Here is a 25633-nt window from a genome sequence, read left to right as displayed (position 1 = left end):
CGCTGTCCGTCCTCTACCTGCGGCGGAGTAGTCATTGCGCTCATTGGGGACAGACTTAAATGAGTAGTCGTTAGGGATATTCTTGTTTGACTAGTCGTTTAAGAACGTCCCCAATGACTACCCATGTCGTGGCCGGCAGCCGTGCGGCACCGGTCCGCGTGGCGGCGTATAATCGGCGGCAGATGACTTGGACGTTAGGAAACCATGACCGATAGCATGCAGCAGATGGCGCTCGACACGCTCGGCGCCTATTTTGGCTACACCTCGTTTCGCCCGGGGCAGGACCGCATGGTCGATGCGATCCTTGCCGGCCGCGACGCGCTGGGCGTTATGCCCACGGGCGCCGGCAAGTCCATTTGCTACCAGGTGCCTGCGCTCATGCTGCCCGGCATCACCTTTGTGGTGAGTCCGCTGCTGTCGCTTATGGAGGACCAGACCCGCGCACTGCTTGCGGCGGGCGCGCGCCCCAGCTATCTCAACTCCAGCCTTACGCCGGCTCAGCAAAATACCGTGCGCAAGCGGGCGCGCGAGGGTCGCTACCAGCTTATGTATGTGGCACCTGAGCGCCTGCTCGAGCCGCGTTTTCTGGCCTTTGCGCAGGAAGCTGCGGCCGAAGGCGGCATCGGCGTTCCGCTCGTGGCCATTGACGAGGCCCACTGTGTGAGCCAATGGGGTCAGGATTTCCGCCCCGCCTACCTGCAGATTCGCGAGTTTATCGATTCCCTGCCGCAGCGCCCCATCGTGGCGGCCTTTACCGCTACAGCGACTGAGCGCGTGCGTGCGGACATTCAGCAGATGCTCGGCCTGCAAAACCCGGCGACGGTGGTGACGGGCTTCGATCGCAAGAACCTCTACTTTGGCTGCGAGGAGATGGGCGACAAGGCTAAGACCGCGTGGGTGCGCGACTATGTGATCGCGCATTCGAGCGAGAGCGGCATCGTGTATTGCTCGACTCGCAAGACGGTTGATGCGCTGGCAGGAGAGCTTGCTGAGGCGTTGGGTCCCAGCGGCATTCGCGTTGGCCGCTACCATGCCGGCATGGGTAATGACGCCCGCCGCCAAAGCCAGCGCGCCTTTATCGACGACGATATTCAGGTGATGGTTGCCACCAACGCCTTTGGCATGGGCATCGACAAGCCCAACGTGCGCTACGTCATCCATAACAACGTGCCCGAGAGCATCGAGGCCTACTACCAGGAGGCGGGCCGCGCCGGCCGCGATGGCGATCCGGCCAGCTGCCACCTGCTGTGGAACGGCAACGATTTTCGCATGCGCCGCTTTTTGATCGACCGCGGCGATGCGGCCGACGAGACGCTCGACGACGAGCAGCGCGCGTGGGCGCTCCAGAACCGATATCGCCTGCTCAGTCAGATGGAAGGCTATTGCAACACCACCGGCTGCCTACGCGAATACATGCTGCGCTACTTTGGCGACGAGGCCGCGGCCGAGCATACGGCCGTGGGCGGCGCCGCCGCGGATGAGGCCGAGGGCTGTGGCAACTGCAGCAACTGCCTCACGCAGTTCGAGGTCGAGGACGTCACCGGTATGGCTCGCGCCGCCGTGCGCTATGTGGCCACGCGCCCCATGCGCTTTGGCAAGTCGCTCATCGCCGATGTGCTTCACGGCGGCAACACCGAGCGCATTCGCCAGATGCATCTGGACGAGGACCGCGGCTATGGTGGGCTGTCGAGCGAATCGGTCGGCCGCATCAAGGACATCATCGGCCAGCTGTGCGGCCGCGGTTATTTGGCCACCTCGCAGGGGCAGTACCCGGTCGTGGGCCTGGGTCCGCGTGCCGGCGAGGTCGAGGACGAGGCGTTTGCCTTTACCGTTAAGCGTCGCGCGTCCAAGCGCAAGGCCTCGGCCCGTGCTCGCCGTGCGGTGGATCTGCTGCGCGAGGAGGCCGAGCTGGATCAGCGCCCGCGCGTGGGCGACGATGCCGAGCTGTTCGAGCGCCTGCGTACCCTGCGCAAGGAGATCTCGACCGAGCTCGAGATGGCGCCGTACATGGTCTTTTCCGACAAGGCCCTGCGCGGCCTGTGCCGCCTGCGCCCGCAAACGCGCGACGAGCTGATTCAGGTCAACGGCATCGGCGAGAAAAAGGCCGATGCCTTTGGCGAGCAGTTTATGGCGGCGATTGAAGAGTTTGAGTCCGAGCATGCGCGGGATGGAGCGTAACGATGGCAACCGACGATAAAACCGACCGCGCTGGCGTATCCGCCGTACCGCTGTACCAGCAGGTCATGGACGACCTGAAGGGCGAGATCGCGCGCGGCGTGTATGCGGCCGGCTCGCGCATTCCTTCCGAGATGGAGCTCGCGAAGTCTTACGGCGTGGGACGCATCACCGTGCGTCGCGCCATCGAGGAGCTGTCGCGCGCGGGATATCTCAACCGACAGCAGGGGAGGGGCACCTTTGTGTGCGCTCCCAAGCTCAAGCGCAAGATTGTCCAGAAAGGTGACGTCCAGAGCTTTACTGAGGGTTGTGCCGCCAACGACATGGTGGCCGGAGCGCGTCTGGTGTCGCGTACGGTGGTCGCGGCGACGCGCGAGGATGCGGCGTTCTTTGGCGTGGAGCCCGGCTGCGAGCTCATCGTGGTCGAGCGCGTGCGCACGGCGGATGGCGTGCCCGTCATGCTCGAGAACAACGCCTTTGTGCTGGCCGACCATCCCTACCTGCAGACGCTTGCCGATAAGGACCTCACCGATAACTCGATCTTTGCGCTCGTTGCCGAGCATTCGGGCCGCGCGCCGCTCAAGTCCGACCCCTGTACCGTGGAGATTGCGCTTGCCGATGCTCAGGCGGCCCCGCTGTTGGAGGTGCCGGCCGGCGAGCCACTCTTCTATATGGAGGCGTACTTTACCGATGAGGACGAGCGGCCCCTGCTGCTCGGGCGCCAAAAGATCGTGGGCTCGCGCTACGTGTTCGACATCTAACGTCCATAGATAGAACAACATAGAACAAATTTGCTGAAATGACTTCACCTGCGACAGCTCGCATGCTATAAATAGAACAACATAGAACGACTGCAGGTACGAGCTGCCGTCGTCCAAAGCCGCCACACAAGGAGGAGCGTCACCGTGAACGCACACGATCTGATTCAGGAAATTATCGAGCGCAAGGGTAAGATCGAGAACGTCTTTTGGATCGCCTGCGGCGGTTCGATGATCGACCTGATGCCGGCTAACGAGCTGCTCAAGCGCGAGGCCACTACGTTTGCCTCGACGGTCTACACCGCGCGCGAGTTTTGCCTGATGGCCCCCAAGAGCCTGGGGCCGAAGTCGCTCGTCGTCGCCTGCAGCCACAGTGGCAACACGCAGGAGGTCATCGACGGTTGCGAGATGGCGTTGACTGCCGGCGCCGAGGTCGTCGCCCTCACCGACTGCGAGGGCTCCAAGATCGACAACGGCAAGTGGACCACCTGGGTCTACCCCTGGGGCGAGGGTGTGTCGCAGGCCGAGGTGCCGCAGGGCATCGGCGCTCTGATCGCCGCCGAGCTGCTCGACCAGCAGGAAGGCTACGAGGCGCTCGCCGACATGTACGAAGGCCTCAAGCAGATGGATGCGCTGCTGCCCGCCGCCCGCGAGAAGGTCAACGCCGAGCTGGGCGCCCGCTTTGCCGAGCTCTGCCAGCAGCACAAGTTCTTCTATATCCTGGGGTCCGGCCCCAACTTTAGTCAGACCTACGCCATGGCCATCTGCTCGCTCATGGAGATGCAGTGGCAGCACTGCTGCTATATCCACTCCGGCGAGTACTTCCACGGCCCCTTCGAGGCTACCGAGCCCGGCGTGTTCTACTTTGTGCAGCTCGGATCGGGTGAGTGCCGCCCCATGGAGGAGCGTGCACTCGCGTTCCTCAACACGCACACCGATACGATTATGGTGCTCGATGCGCTCGAGTACGGCGTGGGCGAGGTACCTGCCAGCGTGCGTTCGTTCTTGGAGCCGATCTTCTTTTACGCGATGAGCTGCGAGCTGCGCGCCGCCCGCGGCAAGGTGTTCGACCACAGCCCCGAGATCCGTCGCTACATGGGCATCGAGCAGTACTAAGTAACGGGAAAACCATTCACCTTCGATTCGCAAGGGCACTGCGTGAGTCAAAAAAGCGGGCCGCGCCGGGGATTTCCGGCGCGGCCCGCTTAGTATCGCGCTTAGATTCGCAAGGTTGCGGCAGCCAGCGGCCTACTTTGCGTCGTAGGCCTCGGTGTCCCACCAGTCGAGCTGGGCGATGTTGTCGCGGATGTGCTGGCAGCTCTTGTGGAAGCCCTCGAGCTCGTACTCGGACAGGTCGAGCGTGTAGACCTCCTCGACGCCCTCGGCGCCGATCACGCACGGCAGGGAGGTGAAGATGCCCTCCTCGCCATACTGGCCGGTCATGAGCGTGGAGGCGGAAAGCACGGCGTGCTCGTTGTGCAGCACGGCGGCGCAGACGCGCGCGGCGGAGTTGGCGACGGCGTACTCGGTGCACTGCTTGCCCTGGTAGGTCACATAGCCGCCCTTGCGCGCGAGCTCCTCGATCTCCATGTGGTCGAAGGCGTACCTGTCGGGGTTTTCGGCCTGAAGCTCGTTAAGGCTCTTGCCGGCGATGGTCGCGGACTTAAAGGCGGCCAGCTGGCTAAAGCCGTGCTCGCCGATCATGTAGGCGTCGATGGACTTGGGGCTCACGCCGACCTTCTTGGAGATCTCGGTGCGCAGGCGGGCGGAGTCCAGGCCGCAGCCCGAGCCGATGATCTTCTTGGGATCGTAGCCGGTCAGGTGCCACAGCTCGGTGCACACGACGTCGCAGGGGTTGGAGATGCTCACGAAGATGCCGTCAAAGCCGGCGTCGACGATGCGCTTGGCAAAGGTGCGGGCGGCGTCGGTGGTAAAGAACAGCTCACCGTCGCGGTTGCCGGCGGCCAGCGCGACCTTGCCGGCAGCGTTGACGATGACGTCGCAGCAGGCCAGCTCCTCGTAGTGGTCGTAGCAGTTGACGATCTTGGTGTTGTACGGGACAAACGAAAGGGAGTCGCGCAGGTCCTGGACCTCGGATGTCACCTTGGTCTCGTTGATATCGCACAGGTACAGCTCATCGGCAATGCCCTGCATGAGCAGGCTGTTGGCGACATGTGCTCCTACGTGGCCCTGGCCGACCACACCGATCTTACGCGTCTGGTACATATATGTATCCTTTCGGCCGAGTTTCTCGCGTCGAACCATTGTAGCCTTCTGCCGTCACTTTGCTAGGCTAAAGCGAAGTAGATTTTTGGGACATGCTTTAATCTCTACTTTTGGAGTGATTTGGGCCGCTGGCGACATCGCCGGGCGATGTGCTCGCGCGGATGGGGCCGCTCGTTGTACCATAGCTGCAACTGACTCGTAAGGAGCATCCATGCCCATTCGCATCCCCGACGCCCTCCCTGCCGCCGCGCAGCTCGAGAGCGAGAACATCTTTGTCATGACCGAGTACCGCGCGCTGCACCAGGACATCCGTCCGCTGCGCGTGCTCATCCTCAACCTCATGCCCACCAAGATCGCCACCGAGACGCAGATCATGCGCAAACTCTCCAACACGCCGCTGCAGGTGGAGGTGGACCTGCTGCGCACCAAAACGCACGAGGCCACGCACGTGAGCGCCGGCCACCTGGAGACGTTCTACCGCACGTTCGACGACATCCGCGACATCCACTACGACGGCCTGATTATCACGGGCGCGCCCGTGGAGCAGATGCCGTTCGAGGAGGTCGACTACTGGCCCGAGCTCTGCCAGATCATGGATTGGTCCACCACGCACGTGCACTCCACGCTGCACATTTGTTGGGGCGCGCAGGCGGGGCTCTACCATCATTACGGTATCCAGAAGTACGACCTGCCGGCAAAGGCGAGCGGCGTATTTGAGCATTATCTGGTGAAGCCGCAAAGCCCGCTGGTCCGCGGCTTTGACGACCGCTTCTATGCCGTGCATTCGCGCAACACCGATGTGCGCCGCGAGGACGTGGAGGCCGAGCCGCAGCTTGAAGTCGTGGCCGTGTCCGACGAGGTAGGCCTGTATATCGTCAAGTCGACCGACAGCCGCCGCTTTTTTGTCTTTGGCCATCCCGAGTACGATACCGACACGCTGCGCCTGGAGTACGAGCGCGACGTGAAGCGCGGGCTCAACCCTCAGGTGCCGGCGCATTACTTCCCGGGCGACGATCCCACCGCCGAGCCGCGCAACGTCTGGCGCAGCCAGGCTCAGCTGCTCTACACCAACTGGCTCAACTACTACGTCTACCAGACCACGCCCTACGACCTGGCCCGCGCCGGCGAGGAGCACTAGACTGCGATGGTGCTGCTGTAGCCGTGGCTGATGTGGCGGCGATTAGGCGCTGATGATGTTGGGCAGCGGCAGGTCGTGGGCATCGGTGGGGATGTGGTCGACGTGCTGTTCGTCAAAGGCGATGCCCACGATTTGACATACGGGCGAGAGCATGGGCAGGTAGCGGTCATAGCAGCCGCCGCCGTAGCCTAGGCGCATGCCGGTGCGGTCGAATGCTACGAGCGGCACGACGATCATGTCGAGAGCTTCGGCAGGCACGATAGGGAAGCGGCTGCTGTCGATGTCCGTGGCCGCAAAGGCCCGCGTGGGGTGGGCGATAAACGGAGCCGCGTCCGCGTCGCCGGCAGCAACTGCCCGCATACACATGCGCTGGCCACAAGCTGCGGCGTCTGTTGCCGAGAGCATGCACGGATAGGCCACGCGCCAGCCACGTTTGGCGGCAGCTGCGGCAAACGCGGCTGAGTCGACTTCGGAACCCATCGCGGCATAGACGGCAACGGTGTGCGGCGCCGCGGCATCCAAGCGGCCCAGCAGCTCAACCAGCCGCGCACAGATATCAGCAGACTTCGCCGCCCGCAAGTCCAAATCAAGAGCATCACGCCGAGCAATCACCGCCCGCCGCAACTCAGCCTTGTCCATCCCGGCTTCCTCTCCCAAACCTACCAAAAAGGGACAGGTTTATTTTGGCAGGTTTTATCTGGGCAAATGTCGAAACCACCACAAAGGTGCCTGTCCCCTTTGTGGTGGTTTTGGCCCATGCGTTAACGCTATAACGCCGCGGCGATTGCTTCGGTCACAAACTTATTGAGTGACTCGCCCTTCTTTGCCGCCGCCAGTGCTGCCTGCTTGTGAAGCTCGGAGCCTGTTCTCACATTGAACGAGCCCTTAAAAGCCCGCTCTGGTTCCTTGCCCTTTTCGGCACAAAACTCAAGGTAATCGTCGACGGCGTCGTGGAAGCATTGCTCCACTTCTTCAGCCTTGGAGCCTTCAAATACAATTGCGTCCCTAATGCCGGCGACCATACCTGTTAGTACATGCTGCTCGGCATCGAACTCGACTGGGGCGAAATAGCCCTTGTATGCCAAAACGTTACTCATGACTGCCTCCGACATCCTGCAGAAATCGAACGATGTTTCGAATTGTCCCCGCTGTCAATTCGTCAGATGGATGAGGCGCGTGCATCACGAACATCCTGCCATCTGAGGGCCTGTAGAAGCGAATGCGCGATCCGGATGTCTTGCCTTTGCTGTCCATTTCAAAGCCATATGAGGCCATGACTTTTAAAAAATCGGCATACCGATACGTCGAAGGGCAGCTAAACAGTTGGGCGATGAGTTTATCGGCTCGAGTCATCCCGCCTCACATTCTGCAACTATATTCTAGTTGCAATTTAAGTCCGATGCAAACACTCATAATATAGAACATGTGTACGTATAGAACAAGTGTTCGAATCACCACTGAGAAAGGGGACAGGCACCTTTGTGGTGGTCTGTGCTGTGGAGTGGGCGTCTCGGCGGTTTGTCTCGATCTGTAACAGTAACTCGGCATAAATGGGCCTAGCTGTTACAGATCGAGACAAAGAGCCGGTGCCGTTCGGGAACGTCTCGATCTGTAACATCTGGAGCCGATATTGCCGTCTAGATGTTGCAGATTGAGACAAACCGCCGCGGTGGGCTACGCCGCCCCGCCCAAGCCGCAGAAAAAAGTAGATTTTCAGGCATGTTCCAAAAATCTACCTTTGTGCGTTAGCCCATCAGGTCGACTACGTTAAAGCCGGCGTTGCTCTTGGCGATGACGTCTCGGCCGCCAAAGACGCAGGTGGGCGACTCGGCTGCGATGCGCGTTACGTCGGTGCCGAGCGAGCGCAGCTCACCGGGCGTGGCGGCGAGCATCTGGGCGCGACGCTCCTCGCGCGCGTGCGGATCGAGCCCGGCCAGGTAGGTCGTGTTGCGGCGCTTGGTGAGCGCGTACGGCTTCACCGGCGCGTCCATGCCACTTACGCAGCTCACGATAAAGCCCTCGAAGGCGGCCTCGTCGGGCTCAAAGCTGCCGAGCCATTCGCCTGCGCGTTCCACACGCTCAATCGAGGGGTCGATTGCCGGGTCGCGGTAGGTATAGAACGCCGTCTGGCGCTCGCCGGCTGCGCGGAATCCGCAGCCGTACGCACCGCCCTTCACGCGAATCTCGTTCCACAGGTAGTCGTAGGAGAGCGCGTTGGCAGCCACGGCCCAGGCTCCCGTCACGTCAATGCCCAGACGACGCGGGTCGCACGCGCTTGCCGCAAAGCAAATGTCGCTGGGAATGACAAAGGCCTCGTGACGGTCGCGCGGCGTCGGCACCACGAGCGCGTCGCGGCCGGCATCGACGTCGTCGCCAGCGTCCAGCCCCAGGTTACCCGCGGCATCCCAGTACGCGTCAAAGTCCTCGTCGCTGCCGGTAAAGCTCGCCATGCAGCCATCGGCTACAAAGATACGCTCCGCCAGCTCGGCAAGCTTGGCGCGCAGGTCGTCCAGGCGCTCGTCAAAGTGCTCGAGCAGATCGCGCAGGAACAGATAGAAATCCACGCCCGAAAGCTGCTCACGCACCACGGCCGAAGGCGAGCTGTAGCTCATCGCGCGACCGAGTGCCGCCGAGTGACCGTTGTTGATAAAGCCCTGCTCAAGACCAATGCGAATCTGTGTGAGCACGTCGCGCACGCGGTCGGCGTCGGCGTCCGCCAGCAGCGTGCTCGACCACACCTCGCGCGGCAGGCTCGCCAGCGCGTCGATCTTCTCGGACAGGGCGCCGGCACTCACCAGCAGGTAGGGGCGCGCGCCGTCCACGTCGGGCTGCGTCATAACTTCGGTCGTAAAGCTCAAAAAGCCCAGCTTGCCGGCGAGCAGGTTGTCGAGTTCCTCGGCCGAATGCTCGCGCGTGGGCAGCTGCTTAAGCAGGCGGCAGAGCAGCGTCACATAGGGCAGGTCCTCAAACGCGACGCAGCTCAGGTCGAAATACTGCATGGCGTAGGCCAGGCGGTTGGTAGGGATGTCGTGGCGCAGACAGACGATGGGCGCGGTCGTGTCCACGACCAGCGGCGGTTCGGGGCGCGCCTCGCCAATGTCGGACACGCGCAGGCGCGGCAGCGTGGCCTTGTCCTCGGGCGTGTCCTCGGCTTCCTGCGCGGCACGCAGCGCGGCCGTGCGATCGACCACGTCGGCCAGCTCGGAATCGGTCATGGCGTCGCGCTTGGCTGCCAGCTCGATGGCCTCGGCACCCTCCGAACCCTCGGCGGCGTCCACCGGCACCAGCTCGACGAGCGCCATGTGGTCGTTCTCCAGCACCAGCTCGCGCAGCAGGTCCTCAAAGTAGGTGCCGTCCAGCTCGCTACGCAGCTCCTCGTACACCGGGCCGTACTTGAGTGCCAGCGTCGCGGCGTCGTCATCGTAGAGCCAGGTGCTCAGCGCGTCGCACGCAATGGCCACGCCGTCGGCGATGCCGTAGTCGCGCTGGCGCAGATCGTATTCGTTGCTGCTGATGATGGCTTCCAGGCGCTCGCGCGGAACGCCGTGCTCGCACAGGTCGCGGCAGGCGTCCTGAAACACGCGGCGCAGCTCGCGCGCCACGCCGGGCTGCGCGTTTTGCAACATGATGAGCTCGTAGGGCTGCAGGCTCTCGGCCGCGGTGTAGCTCACCACGTTGCCGCCCAGGCCGGCGGCCAGAATGGTCTTCTTGACCGGCGCCTCGTTGGAGCCCAGCAGCGCCTCGAACAGGATATCCGCCGCGATCGTGCGTTTGCGGTCGAGCGCGCTGCCCAACACAAGGCCCAGGCCCACCAGGGCGTTCTCGGGTGTAGTGGCCATCTCGACGCGCTTGTACTCGCAGGTCACGGGCGTCTGCACGCCCAGCGGATTGGGCGCCAGCGTGGACGGGTCCTCGCCGGCGGCAACGGCTGCGTCCATGCGGCGGCTTGCGGCACTCGGCTGCGACAGATAACGCTCGTCCAAAAAGGCCAGTGCGCGGTCCACGTCCAGGTCGCCGTAGAGCGTGATGTAGGAGTTGGAGGGGTTGTAGTGGCGCGCGTGCGTGTCCAGGAACTGCTCGTAGGTGAGCGCGGGAATCGCGCGCGGGTCGCCGCCGCTTTCGTGCGCATAGGCGGTGTCGGGATAGAGCGCGGCGTTGACGGCGTCGTCCAGCACGCTCATGGGGTCGGACAGCGCACCCTTCATCTCGTTGAACACCACGCCGTTATAGCGCAGCGTGCCCTCGCGCAGGCTGGCGGGGTTGCCGTCGCCCTCGCCCTCGGCGCCCTCTGGCAGGTCCAGCTCGTAGTGCCAGCCCTCCTGCTCAAAAATGGTGGGCTTGGTGTAGATGGCCGGGTTGAACACCGCGTCCAGGTACACGTCCATCAGGTTGTACAGATCCTGCTCGTTGGTGGTGGCAACGGGGTAGATGGTCTTGTCGGGGTAGGTCATGGCGTTGAGGAACGTCTGCATGGAGCTCTTGATCAGGTCGACAAACGGCTCCTTGACGGGAAACTTGGCCGATCCGCACAGCACCGAGTGCTCAAGAATGTGGAACACGCCGGTGGAATCGGCCGGCGGCGTCTTAAAGCCAATGGCAAAGGCCTTGTTTTCGTCGTCGCACGCTAGGTACAGCAGGCGAGCGCCCGAGGCAGCGTGACGCAGCACGTAGGCGTCCGAGTCGAGCTCGGGCACGGTCTCGCAGCGCTCGACGGCAAAGCCGTGGCAGGTGGTGCCGGGCACCAGCAGCGCGGCGGCAGCGGCGCGCGGGTCGGTTGAGGTAGTGGACATATGCAGTCTCCTTTGACGCCCCAACGGGGGCGAATCGAGTCGAATCCCCGAGAGTATACCCATATGGGGCCTTCGACCAATCTGCCGGATGAGCGTGGATTTTCTGGCACACGAGCGTGGAAATTCGGACGTCTGCCGCATGAGCGTGGATTTTCGGACGAAATCGGCCGCCAAAAGCCCAAAAACCGTCCAAATATCCACGCTCGCGCGTCAAGTACGTATCTCTCACCTCACATTCATCTCTACGACGAGGGATGAATGTGAGACAGGTAGAAGATAAAAATCAATCGGCTTATCGGATGCATATACCGCCATCAGATTGAAGCTGTATGCGGAAATGGATGGACTCTACACCGCTTACGCAAAATAACCCCTCGTTTGCTAAAACATTATAGGAAATGGCGTGGAGTGCTAAAAAGTTCTAATACAATATAAGTCATTTATCTATAGGCTGCTGATTCCTTGTAAAGGTATGGTTGATATGGTTGAGGCAAATAGCGTTATCCCCCTGTACAAACAGATTGTTCGTGCGCTTTCTGATTCAATCGCCAACGGCACGTACCGCCCGGGAGATAAGCTTCCGACCGAGGCGGAGCTTATCGAGCAATTTGGCGTGAGCCGAATAACGGTTCGCTCCGCAATTAAAGAAATGGAAGATGCTGGGCTTGTTGAGAGGGCCCGCGGCAAGGGCACGTTCGTTTCGTCGGACACGCAGATGTATGCCGCGGACGACCGTGAGAGCTTTACCCATTCGTGCCAGCTTGCGGGCAAACAGGCGTCTACCAGGGTTCTCGAAATGGGCTGGGACTTCCCAAGTCTGCGAGACGCGAAGTTCCTGGGCGTAGACGATACCCAAAAGGTATTGCGTAGCCGTCGTCTGCGCCTTGTGGATGGCAAGCCCACGATGCTGGAAACCAATAGCTATTCCGCTGCGCTTTCTTTTTTGGAGCATGAGTCCCTCGATGATTCGCTGATGGCGGTACTCGATCGCCAGGGGATCAAGATGGGTCCCAACACGCGTACGCTCGAGGTCTGCTATGCGAGCGAGCTCGAGGCGGCATACCTTAACGTGGAGCTGGACTCTTCGCTGCTTCTGTTTGTCGATAGACGTTATGCCCCAAGTGGCGAGCCGCTTTTCATCTCCCGTCAGGTGTACTGCACCGAGCGACTGAAGTTCTATTTGTAAATTAGAGATAGATTGGTCGATTTACCGACCAATTGTTACCGTTCGCGGATTTGGAAAATAGACACACCACGTAGGGTAGATTGCTAATATACTTTGTTATGACAATATAGTACGTCCTATTGGTATTGGAGAACTATGAATAAGATATTGCTAGCGAGTCATGGTTATCTCGCCCAAGGCATGAAAAGCTCTCTGGAGATTCTGATGGGCACCAACGACCGAATCGAGTGCCTGTGCGCCTATGTCGATGACGATTCAAGGGACGTCGCGGCGTTGATTGATGCATGGATGGAGACGAGGGACCCTGCCGACTCTTGGTTTGTCGTGACTGACATCTTTGGCGGCTCTGTAAACAACGAATTCATTCAGAGGCAGACCGACGGATCGTTTACGTTAATCGCTGGAATGAACTTGCCGCTGCTGGTGGAAATGGTTACACAGCTGGACTCCCTGGATGCGGACAAGGCCAAAGCCGCGGTCGAGGGATCGCGTTCGTTTATTCAGCTTTGCGAGGCGGCGGACATGCTTGCCGGCGCCGAGGAAGAAGAGTTCTAGTTAGTTCTGGTTCGAGCCCTAGCTAGGGGCCACACCTGTCATTCCCTTTATCACGTGCGGAGATGATAACGATGATTAAGCTTACGAGAGTTGATTACCGACTGATTCACGGCCAAGTTGCCATGTCCTGGACTCACGCTTTGGATGTAGATTGCATCTTGCTTGCCAGCGATGCTGTGGCAAAAGACGACATGAGGAAGGCGGCCTTGAGGCTCGTCCGCCCCAACGGCGTTAAACTCGTCATCAAGGATGTTGACGCTGCTATCGAGGCGCTCAACAGCGGCGTTACCGACAAGTATTCGCTGTTTATCATCACTGAGACGATTGAAGATGTCTATCGTCTCGCTAAGGGTTGCAAAGACATCAAAGAGATCAATCTGGGCGGAACCCGAAAGACCCCTGAGACCACGCTTCATCCGACCCCTGCGATCTTTGCGACCGAGAAAGATGCCGAGCATATCCAAGAGCTCCTGGGCGATGGCGTGGCCATCGAAATCCGTCAGGTCCCCAATGACGCTAAGGTGTTTGCCAAGGACGTTTTCTAGCCGGAAACACGTTGATGCTCGGCATTTATTGAACCAATGCTTTATGCCTATGCCCGTCGATCATTTGATCGGCGGGCTTTTTATTAAAGAAAAATCAAAAAAATCTGAAATAGTTCTTGCATAGTTAGTTATATAAAGTATTATAACGTCATGGGATGAATGAAGGGTTCATCCAAGTGAGTTAGGAGTAAGGGATGTTCAATTTCGATGAGCCTCGTTACGAGAAGGTTGTGAGCGATGCCCTCGCTCTCCGTCCTCAGATTGAGGCTGCCGTGGACAAGGTCTGCGAGCAGGGTTATTCCAACATCTTCTTCATCGGCTGCGGCGGCACCTGGGCCCACACGCTCCCGATGAAGTATTGGGTCGAGACCACCACGGCCGACGTCGATGTCCACTGCGAGATCGCCGCTGAGTTCCTCGCATGCCCGCCCAAGACCTTCAACAAGGACTCGGTCTGCGTCTTCTCCACCCGTACCGGCACCACCCCCGAGATCATTGAGGCTGCCAAGTTCTGCCAGGAGCAGGGCGCCCGCACGCTGATGTATGTCTCCAACGACAACACCCCGGCCACCGAGTACGCCGATTACAAGTTCTTCAGCTTCGCCGAGGACGACGTTCTGTGCGAGGCCATCTACACCTACCAGATCACGCTGGTCGCCCGCTTCCTCAAGAACGCCGGCGCCTTCCCCAAGTACGACACCTTCATGGAAGAGTTCGGCAACATCGCTCCGTACCTCATCAAGGCCAAGGACGCTCAGGACGAGCGCTGCGCCGCCATGGCCGAGGACTTCAAGGACACCGATTACCACATGGTGATTGGCTCCGGCATGCTCTGGGGTGAGGCCTACGACTACGCCATGTGCATCCTCGAGGAGATGCAGTGGATCAAGACCAAGTCCATCCACGCCGCCGAGTTCTTCCACGGCACCATCGAGCTGTGCGAGGAAGGCACGAGCCTCATCATGCTCTACGGCGAGGACGACACCCGTAAGCTCATGGACCGCGTGGACAACTTCACTCACATGCTCGCCGACGAGAAGGGCGTCAACGTCCGCGTGAACAAGTTTGACACCGCCGAGGTCGAGCTGCCGTTCAGCGACCCCGAGTTCCGCAAGATCGTCTCCCCGATGGTCACCTACACCATCACCGAGCGTCTGAGCTGCCATCTCGAGCACGTCCGTAACCACCCGCTCACCACGCGTCGTTACTATCACCAGATGAACTACTAATCCTCTCAAATTGCTGCGGTTGTCTGCAGGCGAGCTGCGCAGAATGCCTCGCCTGCAGACCTATTTCTGGGGTTGATCGAAATGGTTGTCCAGTATCTTCTAGTTGCACTGGTCGCATTTATTGCGTCCATGGACGAGCAATTATTTGGCATTACGATGCTTGGTCGTCCGCTGTTTACGAGCCTGTTTGTCGGCTTGATCCTTGGCGATGTCCAGCAGGGCGTTATCGTCGGCGCGGCTTTGGAGTCCATGTTCATGGGCGCCATCATGGTCGGCGCGGCGGTTCCTCCCGAGGTCTATGCCTCCGGCGTGCTTGGCTGCGCGTTTGCCGTCATTACGGGTACGGGCACGGCAACTGCCGTCGCGCTCGCCCTTCCCGTCTCCGTCTTCCTTCAGGTGTGGCGCAACTTCTGCTACGCCGTTCCGGGTGCCTTTGCCTGCAAGAAGATTGAGACCGCTCTGGCAAATCGCGATCTTGCCAAGGCGAATCTGTACCATCTGACTATCGTGCCGCTGTCGATTGGCATTCCGTCTGCACTGCTGGTGTTTGGCTCACTGTTCTTTGGTGCCGACCTTATCAACAATGCGCTCAACGCGATTCCGCAGTTTGTGATGGACGGCCTCAACGTTGCGTCCGGCGTCATGGTCTGCATCGGCTTCGCTCTTCTTATCAGGACCATGGGCGATAACAAGCTCCTTCCCTGGCTGTTCCTGGGCTTCATTATGGTCATCTACCTCAAGATGGACGTGGTCGGCGTCGCCGCAGCTGCCATTTGCGTCGCGCTGCTCCTGGCCTTCCGCGAGGGCTCGTCCGGTCCGCAGACGGTTGCTGCAGATGAAGAGGAGGACTTCTAATGGCTATCCAGAACACCGACCTCAAAGAGGCCAAGAAGGACGCGATTATGACTCCCGATATGTATCGGAGCATGTTCCTTCGCCAGTTTACGAGCCAGTGCTCGCAGTCGTACGACAAGATGATGGCAATGGGCTTCATGTACACCATTCAGAAGCCCCTGCGAAAGATCTATCCCAACGACGACGATTACTATGCGGCGCTCGATCGCCATACCGAGTTCTTTAACATCACGCCTCATGTGCTTCCGTTTGTAGCCGGTCTAACGGTTTCGATGGAAGAGCAGGCGGCTGCCGATAAGAACTTCGACACGTCCTCGATTAACGCCATGAAGGTCGGCCTCATGGGACCGCTTTCCGGCATCGGCGATTCGTTCTACTGGGGTACGTTCCGCGTGGTTGCCGCCGGCATTGGTATTGGCATCGCTTCGACGGGCAACCCGCTCGGCCCCATCGTGTACGCGCTCATCTACTCCGTGATTAACTTTGCAACGCGTATCGTCGCAGCCCATCTGGGTTACGACTTGGGAACCAAGTTTTTGCAGCAGTCCGAAGAGAACAACCTTATGTCTCGCATGACGCATGCTGCCGGTGTCCTCGGAATGACCGTTATCGGCGCCATGATTGCGGCACAGGTCTCACTGTCCACTGCTTTGACCTTTGACGTGGGTGGTTCGGAGATTGTCCTGCAGGATCTGTTCGATTCGATCTTCCCCGGTCTGCTGCCCTTGCTGGCAACCTTTGCCTGCGTCGCCCTGTACAAAAAGGGCGTCAAGACCATTTGGATCATCTTGGGCATCTTTGCGATCTGCATCATCGGAACGGGCTTGGGAGTGTTCGCGGCGGCGTAATGTTGACTGCTATGCTCGCGCGTTGGATAACTAACTGACCGTTTGAAAACGGGGCTCGGCGTCAGGCCGGCCCCGTTTTTTGTTTGAGGGATTTTCCGACCGTCCAATAGTCCAGGCCCATGCATCACTCACGTATCTCTCATCTCTCACTCATCTCTAAGCTGAGAGATAAATGAGAGATGGCTGAGAGATAGACAGACGGCCTGTCGGGGACATGCATCGCTGTTAGATTGATGCCGCGCGCGGAGCAGCTGCACGTTCACCCGCGCCCTGCATCCCGCCATTTCGCGCACTGCCCGCCGAAACCTCCGGCAAAGCAGGTACAATAGCCCAATGCGCATCGCGCACGACGATGATATCGGCGCCCGCGACTGGGGGAGAAAACATGGCAGAGCAGCAGATAACGCCGGGGACCAAGCTTCAGGTGGCATTCGACGTGCCCATGGGCCAAAAAACCGACTTCAACATGCTCGCCACGTACAAAGAGAACCTGGACGAGGCGTACTTTCTTATGAGCGCGCCCATGCTCGCCGGCAAGCCGCTCATCATGGACGAAAACCAAAAGCTGCTGCTGCAATACAAAGTGGGCGAGGAGACGTTCGTGCTCGCTGGCTACCCCGAGTCGGTCGAGAAAAAGGGCATCCGCACCTACTGGAAAATGCGCAAAGTCGCCGAGCAGCGCACCTTCGTCAGGCGCCGCGACGAGCGTTTTAAGGTCGCCATGCGCCTGACCTACCAGCGCGACAACGCGCCGACCTCTGAGCCCGAGGACGCCATGACCATCGACGTTTCGGCCGGCGGTCTGGCCATCTACCTTAACGATTATCCCGACGTGGGCGAGGCCCTGGCCGTGCAAATGCCCACGATCCGCCTGCAGGGCGAGCGCCACGAGCTGCCCGGGCAGCTGGGCATCGTATGCTGGGTGCGCCGTGCGCCCAAGGGCAGCCTGTACCGCAACGTCTGCGGCCTGCAGTTCCGCTATGCCGACGACATGGAGCGCGAGCTCGTCAAAGAATACGTCGGCTACATCCGCACCAAATATAAGATCTGATCGCCATGGCTCTGTTCAAGCGTAACGACAACAAAGATCAAGCTGCCGAGGATTTGGCCGAGGATTTCGTCGAGGACCAGGCCGAGGACACGTCGCAGGACGTGCCCGGCGCCAATGCCGAGGACGCACCCGGCGAGGACTCCGCGCCCGAGCAGGCTTCCGCCTCCCGCAAGCGCTCTGGCAAGTCCAAGCCCAAACGCAAACCCAAGCCCAAGCGCGACCTGCGCGGCGTGGTGCGCATCGAGGAGCTGGAGCAGGCGCTGGCCGACCAGGACCTCGATGACATCGACCCCGATGCGGTCGTGTCCATGTATATGCCCAAGCGCCGCATGGAGCGCATTGGCGCGGCGCTGCTGCGCATGGACAAGCTGCAAAAGGCCCTTGTGGTGCTGGCGCTTGCCTTTGGTGTGCTGTTCGCCCTGTCGTTTATGCAGGAAAACATGGGTAACTTCACCATCAACCTCAACCGCTTGGAGCTGTTTCGCCGCGGCGTGGCCATTGCCGACAACGGCGACTTTAACAACGCCACCGCGCGCCTGGCCGCCGACGCCTTGGACAACGGCACGAATATCGCTGCCGAGGACTTGCCCGACAATCTGGACGACATCGACGGCAGCCACAACGGCAAGAACTACGTGGCGTACACCTTCTATATCCGCAACGCCGGTAAGACCGATCTGGGCTATAGCGCCAAGCTCAAGGTGGTCAGCGCCAGCAAGGGCGTGGAGAAGGCGGCACGCGTGAGGCTGTATCGCAACGGCGAGCCCACCACCTATGCGGCGGCCGCGGCCGATGGCAACCCTGAGCCCAACACCGAGCCGTTTGCGTCCAAAGACGTGGTGACGACCATCAGCCACGCGAACTTCCGCGTAGGCGATGTGGACAAGTACACCGTGGTCATTTGGCTGGACGGCGACGATCCGGAGTGCGTGGACAAGATCATCGGCGGGGCGGTGGAGTTCGGTTTTGACTTCGATTCGTCCGAGACCGACGATTCGAGTCTGTTCGTTAAGTTCGTGCAGGATATTGCCGATACCCTCACCGGCAACGACCCCATTAGCGCGAGCGGCAACGAGGCGCCCGATTACTACAAGGAGCACGAGGTGACATGGAGTAGTCGCCGCAACCAAAAGAACTCGCCTGCGGGGGACGGGGACAAATAGAACGAACAAGCGCCGGGCCGGAATCGATTTTCCGGCCCGGCGCTTTTGTTATGCGGAGGCGTTGTCTGCGGAGGTAGCGCCGTTGCCGGCGGCGCCGTCCAGCAAGAACAACCGCAGCGCGAACTTGATCGCGTAGCCTGGCTTGACCTGGGCCGTGTCACCCATGCGCTCGTCCAGGTCACTACAGTAGGCGTAGAGGTCGCGGATGAGGTCCGCGCCCGAGAGCGTGAACATGTAGCCCGCGTCCGAAAGCGCGTTGGGTGCTGCGGGCAGCCCCGCAGCCGCACAAAAGCTTGCAAGGTCGGGGCCCATGACGGCCTCGTAGTCAATCGCGGCGCCACGGTCCCGTGCGGCCTGCTCTTGCTTGCGGGTGTACGACAATGCCGTCGCCAGCACAAAGCTGGGCGTGGGCGCATTGACGTCGTCGGTGGTGGCGACGAGCTTACCGGCCGCTTGCGTGACCAGCCAGGCGACTTCGCGCTGACAACGAACGGCCTTGCGCGTCACCGGCTTAATCGATCCGGTGGAAACGCTTCCCTTGGGTTGATTGGCGGCAGGCATGGGCCCTCCCAACAAATAGCCCGTTTAGCAGGCAAAAATGACACGTGCCACACCAGTATAGCGAGTGGGAAAGGGCTAGGGCGAAGCTCGGCGGAGGGTGAATGTATGCGATGGCGTGGCACTGCGGCCGCAAGGCTTAAGAGGGACTTATGACTGTACGGGAGAGAGATCAAATAAGGTAAACGATGTTCACACAGCACCACATATAGCCCGAGGTAGACCTATGAATCTGCCGGAATGTAGGCTGCCGAAAACTCATAAGGAAATCGTAAGAATTATGGTATTCTCAATTTCATGTCTAAAGGATGGGCAAGCAACATCCAACACGAAAGCGCGGGCTCCCCTTCCGGGCTTCTCGAGGGTCATCTGGGACGAATGGGGAAAGAAAGGGGTCCGTATGGATACCAAGGCATTAAAGAAGCAGATGGGCGCCGCCATCGCCATGGTGCTGGTAGCAGCCGTAGCGTTGGGTTCTGCCACGTTCGCATGGTTTGTCAGCAACAACAAGGTCACAGCACAGACGTCTAACATTGCGGCTCAGTCCAACTCTGCATACCTTGTGATTGATAAGACGACGACGTCGACGAATTCCACTAGTTCTACCAGCTATTCGACAGATCAGACGACTGGTCTCTATCCTGCTATGATTGAAAAAAAGGAAGGCAAGGCCGTTTGGAAGACCGCTTACGCGGAAAAGGCCAATGCCACGACGATGAAGACCGGGAGCGATTTTGAGATTGCTGACGGAACTGCCGATAAAGCTGTGAAGGCGAATTACGCGGTTAAAAACACGTTTTATGTTGGCACCGGTACCTATGATGGCGAGTTCACGAACCTGCACATTACGGGTGTGACTGTTACTAACCCCGCAACGACGGAAAACATGAACCTCGGCAATGCCCTTCGCGTTCTCGTTGTTTGCGGTAATAAGTGGGAGGTCTGGAGCGGTAATGGCATTCAGCTCAGCTCGTCTAGCGACTCTAAACCGCTGTCGGCTAGCAATTTGCTTGCTTCCGATAATGCGGTGATCAAGTCCAATCAGGATACTCAGATTGATGTCTACCTGTACTACGATGGTAACGACGCTAACGTCTATTCTAACAACCTTAATAAGATCAATGCCGATGCTGGCAACAATGGCGTGACAATCACCTTCGAGGCGACGCCCAAGGAGTACAAGGGCGCTTCTAACTAGCTATTGCTGACTTCGTCGTTTTTGAGATTTCAGAATGCCGGGGGCCGAACCGTCGGCTCCCGGCATTTTTACTAGATAGGTCTATCGAATGAGCCAAAGCGTAAAAGAGCTAAAAAAACAGCTTATGGGCGCTGCCTGCGCGGTGCTTATGTCCGCCGTTGCTCTTTCGTCTGCTACCTATGCTTGGTATGTCGCAAATAACACGGTGAAGGCAACATCTTCAACCATCAGCGCAACGACGAATGGTTTCATCCTTCAGATAGATGAACTCAAAAACGGTGCCCAACATGGCGGCGAACAGACGTCGCTTGCGGCTGCAATACAGGGCGGAAAGATAACGCCGTCTTCTACAGACGATCTTAAGAACTGGTTTGTTTGCCAAGGCTGGGGATCCGACGGTAAAGTATCCTCTTACTCGCAGATTAACTTTAAGCAAGGCGGCAAGTCTGGCGAATACGAGGCTGGTGGCGAGACCCACTACGCTTATCTCAAGAGTGAGTTTATTGTTTATACCATTACAGAGTCCGGTATAGCCGACGTGTATCTTGAAGGATCTGACGGAGAGCCCGTAGTTGTTACCGCCCATGGGGCACCAACGACCGATACCATCCCGAATTCTTTACGAGTCGGTATCACTACTCAGGCAATTGATGCTAATGGAAACCCGACCGGTGATGAAACTCTAAAGGTCGTGTACGCTCCCGCTGCAGTTTCTACTACCGAGAAGGGTAACGATAAAAACGCCATTGCTGGATGGTCTTGTGTAAAGGACGCGGTTAGCGGACCTCAAGTGCCTTCCTACCAACATATTGAAGCAGACAATTGCGCCGGCTGGCTTGCAAACAAGGTGGGAGACGATTATCAGGTTGACGCCGGTACGCACCAGATCGCAAGTCGCGTTGGCTATGATGGCATAGCGGTCCGAATTTATATTTGGATGGAAGGAACCGATGCTGACTGCGTTAACAACGCCGCAGCTGAGGACCTTGCAACATACGATGTGACAGTCAAGCTCGCCGGTGTTGCAACGTCGTAATGCCGACGCTCGCTTAAATGCAGATGGTCAAGGGCCCGCTCCGAAGGAAGTGGGCCCTTTTTCGTTTGGCGCCATCATTGCATAGGCGATAATGTGGGGAACTGTTCTTCCAGGAGGTTCCTTATGGACGGCATCGCTTCTAGTGTTCCGCTGATTGCTCGGCCGAGTTTCGACCGTGCTTGCAGCTTTGTGCCGTCCGAATATGTCCAGGCCTGGGAGTGGTTCTTGCGCGAGGAGCAGCGTGGCGGCCTGTGGGACAAGCTCCCGCATCGCACCAATGCCGATAGCCCTCAATATCCCTTTCGTCTGACGATTGATTCCGAACTCTTTCCGGTGTCGCGCGACTCGGGCATCTTTTGGCCTGGTCGCCGGCGCGTTAAGCATCCGCGTGAGAAGACCTTCGCCCTTTCGGTGCACAACTCAAAGCGCGGCGCCTACCCCGATGTTCCGCCGCTCTATCTTGAGGATGGCACCTGGGTGCTCAAGTACTCGTCGCAAAGTGCTTCGGTCGAAAACTGGCGCGACCAGGACTACAACCAAAAGATGATCAACTGCATGGAGTGCGGCGTTCCCGTTGGCGTGTTCTTTGCAACGAGCGCTGGCTACAAGGTGCTGGGCCTAGCGTTCGTTGAGCGTTACGAGCCGGAGAACAGCTGGTTTGTGCTGCATGGCCCCGTTCACAAGGGTGGACCCGACGCGCGTTTCTTCCCCGATATGAGCTACATGAAGGACGCTCCGATTGCGGCGGAGTTTTCCGGCGCTCCGGCGAGCGACGATGAAAAGGTTCGCTATGCGCTGCGTCGCGAGCGAATCGGCCAGCAGCGTTTCCGCACGCAGCTCTTTGAGGCCTATACCGGTCGATGCGCCGTCTCGGGTTGCAATGTCGACGAAGCGCTCGAAGCTGCGCATATCGAGAACTACTCGGGTCCCAAGTCGCAGGTTGTCAGCAACGGTATCCTGCTGCGCCGCGACCTGCACTCGCTGTTCGACGCTCATCTGATTTCGTTTGAGCTGGTACGCGGCGACTATCAACTTTGCGGGTCGTACCTTCTGCGACATACGGAATATGCGACGTTTGCAGGCTCGGTGCTGCGCGAGCCGGACGAGCATCGCTTGCGACCCAACGCTCGATTCCTCGAGGCGCATCGAGCCGAGTTCGATTTCTCGGAATCGCGACGTCGGGCGGAAGCCGTTGCTCCGTATTAGTTAGGTGCGGCCCGTCGCAACCCAATCATGTCGATTGATCGGATCGCGCCGCGCCGCAACGAGAGCCGCACGATCCTGCCATCCTCTTCTCAACAGGTAAAACAGGAAAGGGGAGACCATGGGATGGCGAAGCGATATCGCGCGCGGCGCATACGGTAACTTACCGCGCGTTTTGATGGATCGGAGCTTATTTCCGCTCATCGAGGCCAGCTGCAGCCAAATCTGTCTGCCCTGTCCTTGCTGCGGTACAGACCTTCCGTGCCTAGACATCACCTTCATCGATGCCCGCGATAAGCACGCCACCGACCCGCGGGTTCGAACGGGCCTGCGCCTCCCGGTCTATCCTCAGCAATGCCCGACCTGTGGATGCGCCATTACCTATGACGATGCGGACACCTAATTGCCTGATGGCGAGCGAGGATTTTTGGACGATCGAAAACCGAGCGTGGATAATCTCCCGTTTTTGGGCTGAAGGGCTGTCAAAAACGGGAGATTTTCCACGCTCAGCCGTTTCTGCCTTATAAGATGCCCTACAGGTAAATCCCCTCGTACAAGGTCTTGTGGAACTGGGTGTGGTGGTCGCGTGCCCAGGTGAAGAGCGCCTGGTCAAAGTTGTCCTGGCTGGCGGGGATGCCGTAGACGCCGGCGACTTCCACGCGCACGAACTCCAGCGCGGGCAGCTTGTTGATGGCCGTGAGCGCAAACGGCGACGTGGGCTCCTCGAACAGGTAATGGCTGCCTTGCAGCGCGCCGCAGGCGGTGCAGGTGCTGGAGAGCGATGCGGTCTTGGTGGTGCGCGACGTTACGGGCTTGTAGCCGCAGCGCTCGCGCAGGTAGTCGCGGATCTCGGCCGGCACGCAGCCCAGCGCGGGGACGATAGCTATGGCGTTGGCGCGGGCGGTGTCGATCGCGATGTGGCCCGCGTCGTCCATGGCGGGTACTGCGCCGGGCGCAGCCTTGCTGCCCGAGTCCTCGGCCACCCGATACGGAATGCCAAAGGCCGTGACCGTTGTCTGCTCGTGGCACTTCCAACATTCGCGCTTGCCCAGCACCAGGTAGATGTAGGGCGCGCTGGGGTCGGAGCGGTCCAGCCCAGGCAGCCACGCGGCAAAGGGCTCGGGGTTGACGCCATCGGGCACGTACCAGATCTTCTTGACCCGGTCCCACTTGGCGCCCAGGGCCTTGGCCTTGTCTTTGTGCGAAAAGGGAACATCGAGCTCGGTGCGCATGGCGGCTCCTTTGTGCGGCTTGCGGTGCATGTGCTCCAAGGATACCCCAGCGCTGGGTGTGTGGTCGCTAAACGAGCATTTCGACCGTCCGAGAAGTCGCGGAGCATTTTGGCGAGGGGGTGCCGTCAAGCAAATGGGCAAGCAAATGGTCAGCTTTTGGTCAGTTGAGCGGCAACCTTGCCAAAAGCTTGACGGATTTGCATTTAGACGTCGACGAATGAACACTTTGGTTGCGCCGCGGCAAAAAACTGCTGGTCGTTTGCCGAAAACTCGCCAGGACCGCCAGCGGCCGCCGACGCGCGTGCTATCTTCGCGCCATGGGTTACTTTATCGTTTCACATAACGCTGCGTTGGCGCTTTTGGCGCACCTGCCGAACCCTCGTTTTGGGGATTCGGAACCAGAGGTCGTGTCGATTGCAGGCGCCTGCGCGCTGTTGGAGCAAGAGGCGCAGGAGTTTATCGATCGCTATGATCTGGGGATCCAAACGCTGGATTTGCTGGTGCCATCGCGTGCCGACCGTCGGCAGAGCAAGCATGTTAAGACGCACCTGTGCACCAACGAGCTCCCGGCGGGCTCGTTTATCTCGCTGGGCCACTGGATGGGCGGCCTGGATGCGTATGTGTGCTCCCCCGAGCTGGCGTTTGTGCAGGTTGCGCACGACAGCTCTGCGGCCGAGGCCATCTATGCCGGCTATGCCATGACATCGGACTATCGGCTGGACAACCTTGCTCCCGGCGGGGTGACAAGCAGGGATGGGGGCATGCGCGATGGCAGGCTCACGACGAAGGAGCTCATTGCGGCGTATATCGAGGCGTCCCCAAAGGTAAGGGGTCTCGCGAAGGCAAAGGCGCTGCTTGCGTATGTGATCGAGGGATCGCGCTCTCCGAGGGAGTCGGGGCTGTGCATGTTTATGTCGCTGCCTGCGCGCTACGGCGGGTATGCATTGGGCAAGGCCGAGCTCAACAAGAAGGCTTTCATTCGCGATGGACTCAACGATGGGCGCGAGCGCAAACTGCGCGTGTTGGAGCGCACGCCCGACATTACGCTTACGGCTAAAGTCGAGGTGGGCAGGGATAAAGTAAAGGCCGGGCTGCTGCCAGAGGTGCTGACCGCGATGGTCGACTACGACAGCGATGCCATTCATGACGGCCGCGAGAAGATCCACAAGGATGCCGAGCGCCGCAACGAGTTGGAACTGCTTGAGGGAGTAGCGTATTTTATGGTGACAACCGACCAAGCAAATGACTACGACAAGCTCGTTCGGCTGTGCGAACGCATCCGACGGAAGCTGCATCGGAATAAGCGCCCCATCTTTAACAAGGCGATGAGTGCAGAGCAGCGATATTTTGCCCATGCGCGTGCCGAAACGAAGCGATTTTGGCTCTGGCAAGCCGTTATCGATGCGCATCAGTATTGGTAGGGGCGGTAACAGGGGGTTAGAATTAGCGGCCATATATCCAGATCTAATACTTTTCCCGAGAAGTGAACGAGCCAGAATGGACCCCCGAAACATCGACACTTTTAGGGGCCCGTTTCCTGCGGTTTTGCTGCTGGGGTCCTGCGGTTTTAACGTCAAAAAGTGTGGATGCTCTGGGGGTCCAAATAAGCTCGTTCACTTCTCGGGAAAAGTATTAAACCTCACTTTATAGGGGGTTATTTATATATGGCTGCGAGACCCAACCGCGCCTGATCGGGGCAATCACCGGGGCTGTTTGGGCGCTTTGGGTGCCGTGGCATCCTCTGGGCTTGGTCGCCGTAAAATAAAACAGCTCAGAGGCGAAGCCTCTGAGCTGCGAACATTTGGTGGGCGTTAGAAGATTTGAACTTCTGACCTCTTCCGTGTCAGGGAAGCGCTCTCCCCCTGAGCTAAACGCCCGATCAAGGGT

General features: G+C 59.4%; 24 protein-coding genes and 1 tRNA gene. 17 read left to right on the top strand and 8 right to left on the bottom strand.

Going from position 1 to position 25633, the window contains the following annotated elements; genetic code table 11:
• Nucleotides 1-204: 204 nt before the first annotated feature.
• From DXC99_RS01365 to DXC99_RS01355, 3 genes are all read left to right on the top strand, one after another.
• Nucleotides 205-2178: an ATP-dependent DNA helicase RecQ gene (locus DXC99_RS01365; RefSeq protein ID WP_117583849.1), complete on the top strand. Its 1974-nt coding sequence runs from the start codon at nt 205-207 to the stop codon at nt 2176-2178.
• Between the two features lie 2 nt (nt 2179-2180).
• Nucleotides 2181-2936, top strand: coding sequence for a GntR family transcriptional regulator (locus DXC99_RS01360; protein WP_117629032.1), 756 nt, complete (start codon nt 2181-2183; stop codon nt 2934-2936).
• A 144-nt stretch (nt 2937-3080) separates the two neighbouring features.
• On the top strand, nt 3081-4049 hold the full coding sequence (locus DXC99_RS01355) for an SIS domain-containing protein (RefSeq protein WP_117629031.1): 969 nt from the start codon (nt 3081-3083) through the stop codon (nt 4047-4049).
• Between the two features lie 132 nt (nt 4050-4181).
• Here the strand turns inward: DXC99_RS01355 and DXC99_RS01350 are convergent, their stop codons facing one another.
• On the bottom strand, nt 4182-5159 hold the full coding sequence (locus tag DXC99_RS01350; RefSeq protein WP_117629030.1) for an L-lactate dehydrogenase: 978 nt from the start codon (nt 5157-5159) through the stop codon (nt 4182-4184).
• A gap of 211 nt (nt 5160-5370) precedes the next feature.
• Here DXC99_RS01350 and metA point away from each other — a divergent pair, with 211 nt between their 5' ends.
• Nucleotides 5371-6297, top strand: a complete 927-nt coding sequence (metA, locus tag DXC99_RS01345; RefSeq protein ID WP_117629029.1) for a homoserine O-succinyltransferase — start codon at nt 5371-5373, stop codon at nt 6295-6297.
• A 42-nt stretch (nt 6298-6339) separates the two neighbouring features.
• On the opposite strand, the gene DXC99_RS01340 is transcribed toward metA, so the two are convergent.
• The 4 genes from DXC99_RS01340 to DXC99_RS01325 form a co-directional block, all read right to left on the bottom strand.
• Nucleotides 6340-6936, bottom strand: a complete 597-nt coding sequence (locus DXC99_RS01340; protein WP_117629028.1) for a 5-formyltetrahydrofolate cyclo-ligase — start codon at nt 6934-6936, stop codon at nt 6340-6342.
• A gap of 128 nt (nt 6937-7064) precedes the next feature.
• Nucleotides 7065-7394, bottom strand: coding sequence for a type II toxin-antitoxin system HicB family antitoxin (locus DXC99_RS01335; RefSeq protein ID WP_117629027.1), 330 nt, complete (start codon nt 7392-7394; stop codon nt 7065-7067).
• On the bottom strand, nt 7387-7650 hold the full coding sequence (locus tag DXC99_RS10600; RefSeq protein WP_117629026.1) for a type II toxin-antitoxin system HicA family toxin: 264 nt from the start codon (nt 7648-7650) through the stop codon (nt 7387-7389). The genes DXC99_RS01335 and DXC99_RS10600 overlap by 8 nt, the downstream gene beginning before the upstream one ends.
• A 392-nt stretch (nt 7651-8042) precedes the next feature.
• Nucleotides 8043-11087, bottom strand: a complete 3045-nt coding sequence (locus DXC99_RS01325; protein ID WP_117629025.1) for an insulinase family protein — start codon at nt 11085-11087, stop codon at nt 8043-8045.
• Between the two features lie 481 nt (nt 11088-11568).
• On the opposite strand from DXC99_RS01325, the gene DXC99_RS01320 reads away from it, so the two are divergent.
• From DXC99_RS01320 to DXC99_RS01285, 8 genes are all read left to right on the top strand, one after another.
• A complete protein-coding gene (locus tag DXC99_RS01320) occupies nt 11569-12273 on the top strand; it encodes a GntR family transcriptional regulator (RefSeq protein WP_117563729.1) in 705 nt (234 codons plus the stop codon).
• A 135-nt stretch (nt 12274-12408) separates the two neighbouring features.
• The gene (locus tag DXC99_RS01315; RefSeq protein ID WP_117629024.1) at nt 12409-12828 is read left to right on the top strand and encodes a PTS sugar transporter subunit IIA; all 420 of its coding nucleotides are present in this window, start codon (nt 12409-12411) and stop codon (nt 12826-12828) included.
• Between the two features lie 71 nt (nt 12829-12899).
• Nucleotides 12900-13373 carry a PTS sugar transporter subunit IIB gene (locus tag DXC99_RS01310; RefSeq protein WP_117629023.1) on the top strand — a complete coding sequence of 158 codons (474 nt, stop codon included), beginning with the start codon at nt 12900-12902 and terminating at the stop codon, nt 13371-13373.
• Between the two features lie 194 nt (nt 13374-13567).
• Nucleotides 13568-14602: an SIS domain-containing protein gene (locus DXC99_RS01305; protein WP_117629022.1), complete on the top strand. Its 1035-nt coding sequence runs from the start codon at nt 13568-13570 to the stop codon at nt 14600-14602.
• Nucleotides 14603-14683: 81 nt separating this feature from the next.
• Nucleotides 14684-15457 (top strand): PTS sugar transporter subunit IIC, encoded by a 774-nt coding sequence (locus DXC99_RS01300; protein WP_117563725.1) that lies wholly within the window; start codon nt 14684-14686, stop codon nt 15455-15457.
• On the top strand, nt 15457-16305 hold the full coding sequence (locus tag DXC99_RS01295; protein WP_199408835.1) for a PTS system mannose/fructose/sorbose family transporter subunit IID: 849 nt from the start codon (nt 15457-15459) through the stop codon (nt 16303-16305). Before DXC99_RS01300 ends, DXC99_RS01295 begins: the two co-directional genes overlap by 1 nt.
• Before the next feature lie 385 nt (nt 16306-16690).
• Nucleotides 16691-17356: a PilZ domain-containing protein gene (locus DXC99_RS01290; RefSeq protein WP_158551575.1), complete on the top strand. Its 666-nt coding sequence runs from the start codon at nt 16691-16693 to the stop codon at nt 17354-17356.
• 5 nt (nt 17357-17361) lie between these two features.
• On the top strand, nt 17362-18519 hold the full coding sequence (locus DXC99_RS01285) for a hypothetical protein (RefSeq protein ID WP_117629020.1): 1158 nt from the start codon (nt 17362-17364) through the stop codon (nt 18517-18519).
• Between the two features lie 48 nt (nt 18520-18567).
• Here the strand turns inward: DXC99_RS01285 and DXC99_RS01280 are convergent, their stop codons facing one another.
• The gene (locus tag DXC99_RS01280) at nt 18568-19080 is read right to left on the bottom strand and encodes a hypothetical protein (protein WP_117629019.1); all 513 of its coding nucleotides are present in this window, start codon (nt 19078-19080) and stop codon (nt 18568-18570) included.
• Between the two features lie 397 nt (nt 19081-19477).
• Here DXC99_RS01280 and DXC99_RS01275 point away from each other — a divergent pair, with 397 nt between their 5' ends.
• The 4 genes from DXC99_RS01275 (at nt 19478) to DXC99_RS10265 (ending at nt 22917) form a co-directional block, all read left to right on the top strand.
• The gene (locus DXC99_RS01275; protein WP_117629018.1) at nt 19478-20275 is read left to right on the top strand and encodes a hypothetical protein; all 798 of its coding nucleotides are present in this window, start codon (nt 19478-19480) and stop codon (nt 20273-20275) included.
• 88 nt (nt 20276-20363) lie between these two features.
• Entirely contained in the window at nt 20364-21311 is a 948-nt protein-coding gene (locus DXC99_RS01270) for a hypothetical protein (protein WP_117716597.1), read from the top strand.
• A gap of 123 nt (nt 21312-21434) precedes the next feature.
• Entirely contained in the window at nt 21435-22517 is a 1083-nt protein-coding gene (locus DXC99_RS01265) for an HNH endonuclease (protein ID WP_117629016.1), read from the top strand.
• A 118-nt stretch (nt 22518-22635) separates the two neighbouring features.
• Nucleotides 22636-22917 (top strand): hypothetical protein, encoded by a 282-nt coding sequence (locus DXC99_RS10265; protein WP_118256698.1) that lies wholly within the window; start codon nt 22636-22638, stop codon nt 22915-22917.
• Nucleotides 22918-23047: 130 nt separating this feature from the next.
• Here DXC99_RS10265 and DXC99_RS01260 read toward each other — a convergent pair whose 3' ends face one another.
• Nucleotides 23048-23746 carry a DUF5710 domain-containing protein gene (locus DXC99_RS01260; protein WP_117629015.1) on the bottom strand — a complete coding sequence of 233 codons (699 nt, stop codon included), beginning with the start codon at nt 23744-23746 and terminating at the stop codon, nt 23048-23050.
• Between the two features lie 407 nt (nt 23747-24153).
• Between DXC99_RS01260 and DXC99_RS01255 the strand changes: the two genes are divergently transcribed.
• A complete protein-coding gene (locus DXC99_RS01255; protein WP_147329319.1) occupies nt 24154-25167 on the top strand; it encodes a hypothetical protein in 1014 nt (337 codons plus the stop codon).
• 381 nt (nt 25168-25548) lie between these two features.
• Here DXC99_RS01255 and DXC99_RS01250 read toward each other — a convergent pair.
• A tRNA-Val gene (locus tag DXC99_RS01250) sits at nt 25549-25623 on the bottom strand.
• Nucleotides 25624-25633 lie beyond the last annotated feature (10 nt).

Source organism: Collinsella sp. TF10-11AT (assembly GCF_003437565.1).
GTDB lineage: Bacteria > Actinomycetota > Coriobacteriia > Coriobacteriales > Coriobacteriaceae > Collinsella.
Note: the sequence above shows the minus strand (reverse complement) of the source record. Positions and strands in the feature narration are given on the sequence as shown.

Coding starts and splice junctions, on each gene's coding strand:
- DXC99_RS01360 (WP_117629032.1), top strand. CDS start 2,181: ATGGCAACCGACGATAAAACCGACCGCGCTGGCGTATCCGCCGTACCG.
- DXC99_RS01350 (WP_117629030.1), bottom strand. CDS start 5,159: ATGTACCAGACGCGTAAGATCGGTGTGGTCGGCCAGGGCCACGTAGGA.
- DXC99_RS10265 (WP_118256698.1), top strand. CDS start 22,636: ATGGGATGGCGAAGCGATATCGCGCGCGGCGCATACGGTAACTTACCG.
- DXC99_RS01275 (WP_117629018.1), top strand. CDS start 19,478: ATGGATACCAAGGCATTAAAGAAGCAGATGGGCGCCGCCATCGCCATG.
- DXC99_RS01270 (WP_117716597.1), top strand. CDS start 20,364: ATGAGCCAAAGCGTAAAAGAGCTAAAAAAACAGCTTATGGGCGCTGCC.
- DXC99_RS01285 (WP_117629020.1), top strand. CDS start 17,362: ATGGCTCTGTTCAAGCGTAACGACAACAAAGATCAAGCTGCCGAGGAT.
- DXC99_RS10600 (WP_117629026.1), bottom strand. CDS start 7,650: ATGACTCGAGCCGATAAACTCATCGCCCAACTGTTTAGCTGCCCTTCG.
- DXC99_RS01335 (WP_117629027.1), bottom strand. CDS start 7,394: ATGAGTAACGTTTTGGCATACAAGGGCTATTTCGCCCCAGTCGAGTTC.
- DXC99_RS01315 (WP_117629024.1), top strand. CDS start 12,409: ATGAATAAGATATTGCTAGCGAGTCATGGTTATCTCGCCCAAGGCATG.
- DXC99_RS01280 (WP_117629019.1), bottom strand. CDS start 19,080: ATGCCTGCCGCCAATCAACCCAAGGGAAGCGTTTCCACCGGATCGATT.
- DXC99_RS01305 (WP_117629022.1), top strand. CDS start 13,568: ATGTTCAATTTCGATGAGCCTCGTTACGAGAAGGTTGTGAGCGATGCC.
- DXC99_RS01320 (WP_117563729.1), top strand. CDS start 11,569: ATGGTTGAGGCAAATAGCGTTATCCCCCTGTACAAACAGATTGTTCGT.
- metA (WP_117629029.1), top strand. CDS start 5,371: ATGCCCATTCGCATCCCCGACGCCCTCCCTGCCGCCGCGCAGCTCGAG.
- DXC99_RS01310 (WP_117629023.1), top strand. CDS start 12,900: ATGATTAAGCTTACGAGAGTTGATTACCGACTGATTCACGGCCAAGTT.
- DXC99_RS01260 (WP_117629015.1), bottom strand. CDS start 23,746: ATGCGCACCGAGCTCGATGTTCCCTTTTCGCACAAAGACAAGGCCAAG.
- DXC99_RS01325 (WP_117629025.1), bottom strand. CDS start 11,087: ATGTCCACTACCTCAACCGACCCGCGCGCCGCTGCCGCCGCGCTGCTG.
- DXC99_RS01295 (WP_199408835.1), top strand. CDS start 15,457: ATGGCTATCCAGAACACCGACCTCAAAGAGGCCAAGAAGGACGCGATT.
- DXC99_RS01265 (WP_117629016.1), top strand. CDS start 21,435: ATGGACGGCATCGCTTCTAGTGTTCCGCTGATTGCTCGGCCGAGTTTC.
- DXC99_RS01290 (WP_158551575.1), top strand. CDS start 16,691: ATGGCAGAGCAGCAGATAACGCCGGGGACCAAGCTTCAGGTGGCATTC.
- DXC99_RS01300 (WP_117563725.1), top strand. CDS start 14,684: ATGGTTGTCCAGTATCTTCTAGTTGCACTGGTCGCATTTATTGCGTCC.
- DXC99_RS01340 (WP_117629028.1), bottom strand. CDS start 6,936: ATGGACAAGGCTGAGTTGCGGCGGGCGGTGATTGCTCGGCGTGATGCT.
- DXC99_RS01365 (WP_117583849.1), top strand. CDS start 205: ATGACCGATAGCATGCAGCAGATGGCGCTCGACACGCTCGGCGCCTAT.